This is a genomic window from Arthrobacter glycogeni, assembly GCF_054510815.1.
Genome location: NZ_JBTNDV010000009.1, coordinates 102,633 through 113,573, shown reverse-complemented (window position 1 = coordinate 113,573; position 10,941 = coordinate 102,633). Strand labels below are relative to the sequence as shown.

The 10,941-nt window shown below is 59.1% G+C and carries 13 protein-coding genes and 1 tRNA gene; 8 read left to right on the top strand and 6 right to left on the bottom strand.

The window, feature by feature from the left end; genetic code table 11:
* The first annotated feature begins 9 nt into the window (after window positions 1–9).
* On the top strand, window positions 10–1,503 hold the full coding sequence (gene pyk, locus ACX80G_RS11300; RefSeq protein ID WP_459307737.1) for a pyruvate kinase: 1,494 nt from the start codon (window positions 10–12) through the stop codon (window positions 1,501–1,503).
* A 68-nt stretch (window positions 1,504–1,571) separates the two neighbouring features.
* On the opposite strand, the gene ACX80G_RS11295 is transcribed toward pyk, so the two are convergent.
* Window positions 1,572–2,174 (bottom strand): ANTAR domain-containing response regulator, encoded by a 603-nt coding sequence (locus tag ACX80G_RS11295; RefSeq protein ID WP_459260250.1) that lies wholly within the window; start codon window positions 2,172–2,174, stop codon window positions 1,572–1,574.
* A 147-nt stretch (window positions 2,175–2,321) separates the two neighbouring features.
* Here ACX80G_RS11295 and ACX80G_RS11290 point away from each other — a divergent pair.
* Window positions 2,322–2,403, top strand: a tRNA-Leu gene (locus ACX80G_RS11290).
* An 88-nt stretch (window positions 2,404–2,491) separates the two neighbouring features.
* Complete coding sequence (locus ACX80G_RS11285; protein WP_459307736.1) at window positions 2,492–3,640, top strand: tyrosine-type recombinase/integrase; 1,149 nt, start codon at window positions 2,492–2,494, stop codon at window positions 3,638–3,640.
* A gap of 433 nt (window positions 3,641–4,073) precedes the next feature.
* Here ACX80G_RS11285 and ACX80G_RS11280 read toward each other — a convergent pair whose 3' ends face one another.
* Complete coding sequence (locus ACX80G_RS11280; protein ID WP_459307735.1) at window positions 4,074–4,289, bottom strand: helix-turn-helix domain-containing protein; 216 nt, start codon at window positions 4,287–4,289, stop codon at window positions 4,074–4,076.
* A gap of 156 nt (window positions 4,290–4,445) precedes the next feature.
* Window positions 4,446–4,685, bottom strand: a complete 240-nt coding sequence (locus ACX80G_RS11275; protein WP_459307734.1) for a helix-turn-helix domain-containing protein — start codon at window positions 4,683–4,685, stop codon at window positions 4,446–4,448.
* A gap of 314 nt (window positions 4,686–4,999) precedes the next feature.
* Here ACX80G_RS11275 and ACX80G_RS11270 point away from each other — a divergent pair, with 314 nt between their 5' ends.
* The gene (locus ACX80G_RS11270; protein WP_459307733.1) at window positions 5,000–5,497 is read left to right on the top strand and encodes a hypothetical protein; all 498 of its coding nucleotides are present in this window, start codon (window positions 5,000–5,002) and stop codon (window positions 5,495–5,497) included.
* On the opposite strand, the gene ACX80G_RS11265 is transcribed toward ACX80G_RS11270, so the two are convergent.
* A complete protein-coding gene (locus ACX80G_RS11265) occupies window positions 5,451–5,774 on the bottom strand; it encodes an ArsR/SmtB family transcription factor (protein WP_459307732.1) in 324 nt (107 codons plus the stop codon). The genes ACX80G_RS11270 and ACX80G_RS11265 overlap by 47 nt on opposite strands.
* A 239-nt stretch (window positions 5,775–6,013) precedes the next feature.
* Here ACX80G_RS11265 and ACX80G_RS11260 point away from each other — a divergent pair, with 239 nt between their 5' ends.
* On the top strand, window positions 6,014–6,868 hold the full coding sequence (locus ACX80G_RS11260; RefSeq protein ID WP_459307731.1) for an RNA polymerase sigma factor: 855 nt from the start codon (window positions 6,014–6,016) through the stop codon (window positions 6,866–6,868).
* A gap of 48 nt (window positions 6,869–6,916) precedes the next feature.
* On the opposite strand, the gene ACX80G_RS11255 is transcribed toward ACX80G_RS11260, so the two are convergent.
* On the bottom strand, window positions 6,917–7,084 hold the full coding sequence (locus ACX80G_RS11255; RefSeq protein ID WP_459307730.1) for a hypothetical protein: 168 nt from the start codon (window positions 7,082–7,084) through the stop codon (window positions 6,917–6,919).
* Between the two features lie 52 nt (window positions 7,085–7,136).
* Here ACX80G_RS11255 and ACX80G_RS11250 point away from each other — a divergent pair, with 52 nt between their 5' ends.
* Window positions 7,137–7,646: a hypothetical protein gene (locus tag ACX80G_RS11250; RefSeq protein WP_459307729.1), complete on the top strand. Its 510-nt coding sequence runs from the start codon at window positions 7,137–7,139 to the stop codon at window positions 7,644–7,646.
* Complete coding sequence (locus ACX80G_RS11245; protein ID WP_459307728.1) at window positions 7,646–8,773, top strand: C40 family peptidase; 1,128 nt, start codon at window positions 7,646–7,648, stop codon at window positions 8,771–8,773. Before ACX80G_RS11250 ends, ACX80G_RS11245 begins: the two co-directional genes overlap by 1 nt.
* A 220-nt stretch (window positions 8,774–8,993) precedes the next feature.
* Here ACX80G_RS11245 and ACX80G_RS11240 read toward each other — a convergent pair whose 3' ends face one another.
* Entirely contained in the window at window positions 8,994–9,146 is a 153-nt protein-coding gene (locus ACX80G_RS11240; RefSeq protein WP_459307727.1) for a hypothetical protein, read from the bottom strand.
* 200 nt (window positions 9,147–9,346) lie between these two features.
* Between ACX80G_RS11240 and ACX80G_RS11235 the strand changes: the two genes are divergently transcribed.
* Window positions 9,347–10,603 (top strand): AAA family ATPase, encoded by a 1,257-nt coding sequence (locus ACX80G_RS11235; protein ID WP_459307726.1) that lies wholly within the window; start codon window positions 9,347–9,349, stop codon window positions 10,601–10,603.
* The last annotated feature ends 338 nt before the right edge of the window (window positions 10,604–10,941 follow it).

Sequence of the window (10,941 nt, the reverse complement as noted above, 5' to 3'; positions counted from 1 at the left end):
CTAGGTTTCATGAGACGCGCGAAAATTGTTGCAACATTCGGCCCCGCGATTGCAAGCTACGAGAACACTTTGGCGGTGTTGAAAGCCGGTGTGGACGTTGCCCGGATGAACATGAGTCACGGCGATCACGGCGTGCACAACCAGACCTACGAGTTCGTGCGGCAGGCCGCTGAGGAGCTGGGCCGCCCAGTCGCCATTTTCGCTGACCTGCAGGGACCCAAGATCAGGCTCGGCCGGTTCGTTGACGGACCCCATGTGCTGGTTCCGGGCGACATCTTCACCATCACTACCGAGGACATTCTCGGTACCCAGGACATCTGCTCGACCACGCACCTCGGGCTCCCCAAGGACGTCAAGGTGGGGGACTCCCTCCTGATCGACGATGGTAAGGTAGCGATGCGGGCCACCGAGGTCGACGACGTCAAGGTCGTAGCCGTCGTGACAGTGGGCGGCGCGGTGTCGAACAACAAGGGCATCAACCTGCCCGGCGTTGCTGTGAGCGTGCCGGCGATGAGTGATAAGGACGAGGCCGACCTCCGGTGGGCCATCCAGCGCGGCGTTGATATGGTGGCGTTGTCCTTCGTGCGGGACGCGTCCGACGTCGTCCGCGTCCACGAGATCATGGACGAAGAAGGGCGCCGCGTTCCCGTGATCGCCAAGATCGAGAAGCCGCAGGCGGTGGACGCGATTGAGGAAATCATCGACGCGTTCGACGCCATCATGGTGGCTCGCGGCGACCTGGGCGTGGAACTGCCGCTCGAAGAGGTGCCCATCGTGCAGAAGCGGGCCATCGAGCTCGCTCGCCGCTGGGCCAAGCCCGTGATCGTCGCCACCCAGGTACTTGAGTCAATGATTGACAATCCACGGCCGACCCGCGCCGAGGCGTCCGACTGCGCCAACGCTGTCTTGGATGGCGCCGACGCCGTCATGCTCTCCGGTGAGACCAGCGTGGGCAAGTACCCCATGGAGACCGTGCAGACGATGGCCAACATCATCGAGTCCACGGAGAAGCACGGCCTTGACCGGGTGCCGCCACTCGGCAGCAAGCCGAAGACCCGCGGCGGTGCGATCACTCGCGCGGCGGTGGAGATCGCCGACCAGTTGGACGCCAAGTACATCTGTACCTTCACGCAGTCCGGCGATTCGGCGCGGCGCCTGTCCCGTCTGCGGCCAACCAAGCCGGTGTTCGCGTTCACGCCGGTGCAGTCCACTCTGAACACGATGGCGATGATCTGGGGGATCCAGCCTATGCTCGTCCCCTTCGTGGAGCACACAGACCAGATGACCGCTCAGGTGGACCGGATGTTGTTGGAACAGGGTCTGGTGGAGCCCAACGACCTGGTAGTCATCGCTGCTGGCTCACCTCCCGGACAGGCCGGCTCGACCAACTCCATCAAGGTCCATAAGGTGGGTGACATTGCCGACGCCGGGCAGCTGCCGAGCGGCTACACCCCGAACAAGGAAAAGGTCGGCCCCTGGCCGGTCAAGAACAAGCTCAAGTAAGCCGGTAACAGCAGAAGGGCCCCGCCAGAATCGTCTGGCGGGGCCCTTGTGGCTTGATCGGCGCGCTGTCAGTTGACCTGGTTAATGATGGTTTCGGCGACCTCGCGCATGCTGAGGCGGCGATCCATCGACGTCTTCTGGATCCAGCGGAAGGCTTCGGGCTCGGTGAGGCCCATCTTGGTGGTGAGTAGACTCTTGGCGCGCTCCACCAGCTTGCGGGTGGCGAACTGTTCCTGCAGACCTGAGACCTCGTTCTCCAGCGCCTTGATCTCCTCGTGGCGGGAGAGGGCAATCTCGATGGCCGGGATCAGGTCTGCGGGGGTGAACGGCTTGACGACGTACGCCATGGCGCCGGCGTCGCGGGCCCGCTCCACCAGTTCCTTTTGGCTGAATGCGGTCAGCAGGACCACGGGGGCGATGCGAGCTTTGACGATTTGCTCCGCGGCGGTGATCCCGTCCATGACTGGCATCTTCACGTCCATCAGGACCAGATCGGGCTTGTGCTCCTTGGCAAGCTGCACTGCCTTTTCGCCGTTGTCGGCTTCGGCGACGACGTCGTACCCTTCACCGCGGAGGATCTCCACAATGTCCAGACGGATGAGGGTTTCATCCTCGGCAACAATCACGCGCCGCGCAACACCCGAGACGGTCGGCTCGTTGGATTCAGACACAGCAGGCTCCTTGTTCAATCAATCAAATTGCCCGGCAGGGCAGTGCCCGTTGCCGGTTCACTGAAACAGCCTATCGGCATGTAGAGTGGTTTCGCGCACTGACGAAGGCTTGAGTTGTTCATCTCCTATTCGTCGGGGTGCATGTTGGCCCGAATGGCGGAATTGGCAGACGCGCTGCACTCAAAATGCAGTATCGAAAGATGTGTGGGTTCAAGTCCCACTTCGGGCACAGTGTTTCCCCTAGTCAGAGGGGTATTGGGTAAGTAAGTGTGCACAAAATCTCGTAATCTGTGCACACGAAGCCTAAAATTAGGTGCATGGCGAGCATCTGGGCGCGTAGAAAGTCGGACGGATCTCAATCGTTCACGGTTCGCTGGCGGAACCCTCAGACCCGAAAACAAGAGGCAATCAGCTTCGCATCTTCGTCGGAAGCCGAGACTCTCAAGCGCCTGCTCGACGCGAACGACCAGTCCTTCGCTATCGCTCAGCACGCAATGGTAAAGAACCAGACGAGGGCGCCGTCTGTAGCGGCTGTAATTCAGGAACATATCGACCTGCTCGTTAGGCCATCCGTTGGCACGGTACAGACGTACCAAACGATGTTGGACCTACATATTGCGAATGTCATTGGACATATACCAGTCGACAAACTGGATTATCGGCACCTCACCTACTGGATCAAAGCGATGCAGAAGAAGGGCCGATCTCCCAAGACGATCAGGAACAATCACGGTCTGATCTTTGCTTCGATGGAAACGGCCATGATGTTGGGGTATCGGACTGACAATCCTTGTCGGGGGGTCCAACTACCGACGGGCGAGAAAGCAGAGGATGAAGCACGGTTTCTGACTCACTCCGAATTTGGACTGATTCTCGAGTGCATGGGGGAGCGGTACAAAGCCTTCACCGAGTTCCTGGTGATGACCGGAACTCGTTTTGGTGAAGCCACCGCAGCGTCTGTGGCTGATGTCGATCTCATGTCAAAGCCAGCCACCATAAGAATCAATAAGGCCTGGAAGCGCGGCGCCGGGTCGCAGTACTACATCGGTGCGACAAAGACCGGAGCCGGAAAGAGGACCGTTTCGTTGAATCCTCAACTCGTCGATGTACTAATACCGTTGGTAGCGAGCCGTCAGGGAAGCGAACTCCTCTTCTCGACCCCAAAGGGCGAGAGAATTATGCATGGACTGTTCTGGCGCCATTATTGGCTGCCAGCAGTGAAAGCAGCTCAATCGCAGGGGCTGAAGAAGACGCCTCGCGTCCACGATCTACGCCATACACACGCGTCCTGGCTAATACAGGATGGTGTATCACTCTTTATTGTTTCGAGACGGCTTGGCCATGCCTCTACCCGGACGACAGAACAGGTATACGGTCACCTAATGCCTCAGGCGCTGCAAGATTCTGCTGACGCTGTGGAGCGGTCCGCCGTTATCTGGCGCGAATGGCGAGTCGGCTCCGCCTGAATCACGAGGTCTTTTGACGGGCCCTCGTCCCGATGACCCGGATAGGTTGTCGGGGCTGTCCGACGGAACGGACTTCGCGCAGCTCAGCGATCTGTCTCAAGTGTGATGATGTGAAGACCACTTTCCCCTTCCCCCAGACGGTGTGGGGGAACTCGCCCTTCACCACACCGGCCCGGAGCCAAGCTTCTGAACACTTTAGGACTGCGGCCGCCTCGGCTGGTTCAAAGAACTTTAGTTTCATGTTCCTCACTGAACCCCTCTCCTGGTTTCTGAACGGTAAATGGCGCCTCGCTGGCGATAGTTCTAGTTAATCGGCGACAACGATGTGTGCGGCATGACAGAAGCAGGAAGGTCTGTTAAGGGCTCTTCGCAGTGGGGTGTGGAGCTGGGGTGGGACGTCGTTCCAGTGACTGGGGCAGGATCTGCCAGCCTTCTATGGTTCCAGTCTTGCCGACAACCATGACTCAAAGTCTTGGCGGCTGATACGCAGATGCTTACCGATCCGATGAGCTTTCGGTCCGACGTGTTTCACCCGCCATTGATAGAACGTCTGTTCGGGGATCTGGAGCTGAGCGCAGATCTCTTTTGGCGTGAGCCATTGTTGTGGGGCCGAACCGGGCCCTCCGCTGCTTTCTGCTGTGATAGTCATTAGAGATTCTCCTGCGTGTCGGCGTTGCTGCCGGTACGTGCTGCCGGCGGTGTTCCTAGTCCATGGACGCCAGTGGACTCGGCGGCATGACTTCGTGGCAATGACCGGTGCCTCCTTGCGCCGGTGCGAGCGTCGCTACTTCCAGGGGAGTACCAATTAGGGCTTGACCTCGATAGTGAAGGTGGCGGCGATGGCTTCGATTTCTTTCAGTACTTGATCCGGGCGTGCAGTGAATCTGGCGGCTGCGCTGGCTTCCACAAGACCAGCACAACGTAGCAGTGCTAGGTGCCGACGGATGGCTGGTTGAGACACTCCGAGTTCGGATCCGACTTCGCCGGAGGTTGAGGGCCCGTTTCTCAGCAGGAAGCGGACAATTTGGCTGCGTGTTCGGTTCATCAAGATGCTCGTCATGGAGGCCACAACCTGAGGAGTGATTTGGGGTGTATGTGTAGACGGGTCTACACAAGCAGGGTACTCCCGGTTGAGGTCACGTGGAAGAGGCTCACCTCAGAAATAACCTGGAACCACCCGCGACCCGAACCCTGGCACTGCGTGAGTCGTCGCACCTTAAACTGGTGTCCTGTTTGGAGCATTGAATCGAGCAGTTGATTGCCGCGCGAGATGACGCGGGCAATACTGGGGCATAGGGGATTCGTAGCACCTGACCGGGCTGCTGTCCCCTATATGTGATGGAAGGGTGCGCAGCGAGGATGGACGAGACGGAGCCAAGTGATGTGTTGTCTGCTCAAGCCCAGCTGGCTCGTCGTCTGAACCTGTTACTCGATGTCGTGGTCGCTGAACGTGGGAAGCCCGTGACGTTCCGGGAGGTTCAGGCCGAACTCGGGGGTAGAGGCATCAAGTTGTCCCGCGCCCGCTGGTTTTATATGAAAGAGGGGACTGGGCGTCTGGTCAGCGATCCGGTGCTGTTGGCGGGGTTGTGCAACATCTTCAACGTTGACCCGTCGTACCTGACCGGCGATGACGCCGAATTGCCCGAACGGATCGATTCGCAGCTCGAGTTTGTGAAGTCCCTACGTGCGGCAAGGGTGAAGTCCTTCGCTGCGCGGACGCTGGGCGATGTGTCGCCGGAAACGCTAAGGGTCATCTCTGAATACCTCAACAAGGACATCGATCGCCATCCTGGAGCGGAAGAGGCTGCAACTAGTCTTCCAACAGATATTGAAGATGAGCCGCCAGCAAATTCTTGATCCGTTCAGGGTCGGCTGAATAGCGCGGCGAGCGTCCATGCCGTCGGCCAGGATCAAGGTCCACGGCGATGGCGCCAGTCTCCTCAAGGGCAAGCAGGTGCTTGGCCACGCTCGGCTCACCGGCGCTCACTGCCGCCACGATGTCACCACGGGTCGCCGGACCATGCGCGGAAAGGTAGCGGAGGATCTCGTTGCGTGACCTGTTGCCGAAGGTCGCCACGGCGGCTTCGACGTCGTTCGACCAGGCTTCGTCGTGCGGCTGCGTAATCCTGGGCATGGAACCATTCTTACCGAACGAACCCCAAAAAGTAAGACTCGCAGTCTTGACAATACTTTAAGTACCTTTGACAATAGTTTTTATAGCCTTAATGTAGTCGTGGTTGACGCTGATTGTTCCAGCCACATCTGAGGCGCCGGCCGTGCCGACGCCGGCCTTATTGGAGTCGTTTAGTCAAAGCGGTGAAGACCATGCGCGTCGAATCCAGGGCGAATCAAGCCCACCAAGATCAAACAAGTATGAAAACCATCGATGTCTCATTCCGTCGGGCGCCAGAGCAGGACGCGGTTTCGATCCCGGTGGATCAAATCATGATCGCCGTCGACGGCGTGCAGCGATACGTGGTTTCGCATCTCGCGCGGATCGGCAGGTCCTGCGACGTGGACGACGTGATGCAGGACATCCGGATCGCGGTGTGGGATGGGGTGACACGGGGTCATTACCGTCAGCTCCCCGGCATTCCCTTCGGCGCCTGGGTTCAGGGGGTGTGTGCGAACGTGTGCGCCGCGCACGTCCGCCGAGAGCTGCGCCATCAAGCGCTCCCGCTGCTCACGGATCCCGGGACTGACGGGCCGGCGTCGTTAGATGCACTGGCGGTGTTGGGCATGGACCGGAACGGAGGTCATAGTGCCGATAAGGTCATTGACCAGCAGTGGGCACGAATGATCATTGAACTGACCGGGGCCAGCGTGCCAGCGGGAGTCTGGAATCTTGCCATCGAGAGCCTCACAGGGCCTCGGCAGTATGGTCCGCCGTCGCCGCAGGACCGCCGTCGCTGGCACGCGGTGACCGTGGTGCGCCAGACGGCGAAGACCGTTCAAAACGCATTGAACGTTGAGCAGGCGGCCATCTGCAACATCGGAGACGTGTCTCGGCACGCAGCAGACTGTTTGCCCACACCGGTGCTCCGCAGAACTGCCGAGACCGTTGTTCGCCCGGGCCTCCGAGGACCCGAACGAAAGAGGGCTCTGGAGGTGTTGGCCACCCAGCTGGGCGTCACCGAGCGCTATCTGGCTGTTCAGATCGGTTTCGCGCGCCGACTGTATCAAACGGCATGGAAGATCCTCCAAGCCGGGACGCGGACTGCCTGCTGAGTCATGTGGTGGGCCCGGCCTACCGCCATGAACAGGCGAGAAGGAGGCTCAGATGTCCTTGACGCGAAGAATCTCGCAGCCTGGCTCAAACAGCCAGCGTTTCTGGTGGATGTTTGCAATTGTGCTCCTGAGCGTGTTCACGGCGCTCATCGCTTTCGTGCGGCCGGCGGCCACGCCCGCATCGGCTCCAGTTCCACCGTCGTCGGCGACGCCCATTACGCCGAGGCCGGCGACTGCTTCCCCCGGGACGCCAGCACAAACTTCGACGATGGTTCCAGACGTTGTGAATCCCGACGCAGACGGCGCACCTCGCACAACTGATTTCCGTGAGCTCGTCGCCGCGGCAGCGACGGCGATCTACACCTGGGACACGCGAGAGTCGTCATACTCGGAGGTCTACTCACGCCTCCGTGACTGGTGGGATGTCCTGCCGGACGGTTCCAATCCACTTGCAGTGCTGGTCCAGGAGTTCGAAGCAACTGGGATCAACGCAGGAAGCTATACGACTCTGGCCGAACAACAGGCATACCGTTCGGCCTCGGTCGAATCCCTGAGCTGCGACAACGAACTGGCCGAGGTTCGGGAGCGGCCGGCGCCATGGGAGGGCCTGCATGTGTGCACAGTCTCGCTTAGGGTTCTGGATCAAACGGCTTCGACCACCAACACCTACACCGCACCCGTCAGCGTGATGGTGAACTGCCCGCCCGCGGTAACAGCTCCGCCTGATCACTGCGTCATGGTCGGCTTCTACGCCGCACCGAGCAGAATCGTCTATTGATGCCCGCCGCAGTGCTTTTAGCTGGGTTGGTTAAGCGGCGGGCCCTTCTGCGGGTGTTCCTGGCCGCGGCCTCAATCCTGATCCTCGCGGGCGCCTTCGCGTTTAGTGCGGCCGTTGCGGTGCTCGGCGCGAGCGCGGCTGATACCTCGGCTGACACCTCCGATGTCTGCTCCGAAAGTGGCGGGGCCAGCGAGCCAGCCGCCAGTGGATCCCGCGCTTTGCGTATCCGCCCAAGCACCCAGGCTGAGGTCATTGTGACCGACAGGCAAATGGCGGTCGCGGGGGACTACGTCTCCATTGGCCAGCAACTGGGGGTACCCCGAGAGGGTCAGATCATCGCAATCATGATGGCCCTGCAGGAATCCAGCCTCCGGGTCCTTGCCAATGTGAACGTACCTGCCTCGCTCAAGTACCCGCACGACGGCACCGGCAGCGATCATGATTCCCTCGGCACCGCCCAGCAACGTCCTGCGGCCGGCTGGGGAACCGTCGCACAGTTGATGGATCCCAAGTACAACGTGCGAGCCTTTTACGGCGGACCCACTGGCCCCAACCGCGGAAGCCCGCCGGGGTTGTTGGATATCCGAGGTTGGCAATCCATGAACAAAGGCCAAGCTGCGCAGGCCGTTCAGGTGTCGGCGTTTCCAGAGTTATACGCGCGGTGGGAGGCTGATGCAACGGCCATTGTTGAGGCGCTTGGGGACGGAATCTCGCCCGCTGAGTGCACGAGCCCGTCCAAGGCGGCGGCAGCGACAAGCGAGCCAAAAAATCTGAGCCACGTACGCAAGGACATTCTGCGTTTCACTCAACAGGGTGTCGGCGGAACATACGTGTGGGGCGGGACGGCCTTCAAAGCGTGGGACTGCTCGGGCTACGTGCAATGGATTTATAAGCAGGCCGAAATTAACCTTCCGCGTGTTGAGCAATGGAAAGTCGGTACTCGGACTGAGACTCCCCAACCAGGGGACCTCGTAGTCCAGAACGCACAAGGGCCAAACAACTGGGGACACGTTGGCATTTATGCGGGAGACGGCATGATGTACAGCGCGCTAAACCCCGCGGTGGGCACGTTGCTGCACCCAATAGCTTGGAATACGGATACGGCGTACTTTGATCTATTGCCGTGATGCTGTCAGCTGCAACCTTATAAACACGTTCTAGCCTCATGCCGGCCGGGCAGAAGTGGTGAATACGGGGTAGTCTGAGAACGAAATTTAACACCTCCACAGGCGCACAAGGCCATATGGATTTGCCAGTCCGGGGTCGGCACTCAGGAGTGTACTGATCGAGCTTCATATGGATCAGTTAGCCTTCGTCGGATGATTCCCGCGGGCAAGCCCGTTGCTTTCAGTCGTCGCGGGGTTCGCCGATCGGTAGGGCACAGAGCTCGGGTGCACCGACGCCCGCACTGACCACCAGCTCTTCGAACTCACAGTCCTCTACGAAGACCTTCTCGAACACGTCGCCGACGTCCGGAAGAGCTCGCTGACGGATCGTCATCCGGACGGTGTCGTCTTACCGCTGGGGCCGGGCCGGATCAGTGAAGACATAGCCTCCAGGAACTCCAGCCTCCGAGTAATTCGCCCAGGTGTAAGTTATTTTCTTGGTTGACGGGCCCAACTGATGCCCCACCGAGGGTCATTGCGCGGGTCTTGGATAATCAATGCGAGACTCTACTCGCAGACTGGTATATTCCGATTATGGAGATATACGAGGTTCAGGAAATTTTCACGCCCACCAGTCGTGCCCGTGCTAATTACTTGGACCGACACCAGCTCCACGACAAGATGTATGATGCGCTGACCACCCCAGGTATGCAGCTAGTTATCTATGGGGAATCAGGCGCCGGTAAAACCACCCTGTTACGGCGAAAGCTCGAGGAGTTTGGAAAAGAAGCAATAACGACCCCTTGCACCAAGAATTCGACTTACGAATCCATTCTTTTTGATGCTTTCGATCGGCTTGGAGCCACAGTTGTTCAGGAAGTTTCATCCGAGGCAGGGCAGAAGGCGCGCACCTCTCTGACGGCCGACCTCAAAGTCATCAAGGGTTTGCTGGAGGGAACGATTCACTCATCGTCGACGACGAAAGAAGGGCGGCTTTTACCAGCGCAATTGACCCCTCAAAGACTTGCGACGATGCTAGGGGCGCTGGGTATGCACTGGGTTGTCGAGGACTTCCACAAGGTGACCGATGACGTCAAGGAATCGATAGCCCAGGTGCTCAAGCTGTTCTGCGATGCAGCGGAAGATTCGGGAGATGTTCGGATGGTTCTGGTAGGTGCCGTGGAGTCAGCCCATCAGGTCGTCAAAGCAGATGAAGAGATGCGTCATCGCATCAGTGAAGTAGAGGTTCCCGTCCTAGAGGACCACGAGCTGCACTCCCTGATTGATCAGGGAGGAGGACTGCTGAATGCGGATATGTCCGGAGTTGCTGATGAAATCGTCAACTTGTCTAGTGGTCTGGCCAAGGTGTGCCACCGACTCGCGCTTACATCTTGCCGCAACGCCGGAATATACGAAACAAGCGAAGAGCAAAAGCCGGTTACGGCCGAGCACCTTCGCATGGCTGTCACGTCCTACATCTCATCTTCATCTGATTCGCTGAGGGCGATATTTGACGACGCCGTCGGTCGGAAGCGAGTCAGGAAATACGACAACGGTGGTCTAATCATCCGGGCTCTGGCTACCGGGCCGAAGCACGGTATGAATCATGCAGAGTTACTGGCTTCTATCAGGGTCAACGAACCCCAGTACCGTCCAAGCAATCTGACAAACTATTTGCAGCGCTTGACACAAGGTGAGGAGCCAATTCTTCGTAAGGTTGGCACTTCCCAGTTTCGTTTTGCAGAGCCGCTCTATCGCTCCTACGCTCAGTTTCGTTTCCATGGTGAAGTTCAGATAGACAAGGATCTTGAAGAACTATTCAGGGAGCTTGAGGATTCCTGGGTTCACTGAAGGTGGGAATGAGCGGCCCACTTAAAGTCCAGAGGAGGCCGCCAATGGTGGGCCCTTAACGTGTTTTCTTTGTACACCTAGTCGCTGATGCTTCCTGCAGCCACCGGGTCGAAAGCGGGTGCGGGCGCAGCGAGGAGATTCGCAGGGCCGAGTTGGACTCGAGACGGACCTGGAGATGCTAGCATTCGATGCTCATTAGGTCGTCGCTGCTGATGGCTACGGTGCGCCGGGTGTCCCATTAGTCCTCCGGGCGGACCAGTGCACAGGGTTAGCGGCCACGGCCCAGATTAGGCCCGGGTGCCGGACGGTCAGGGGAGTCACGGGGGTGGTGAACATGG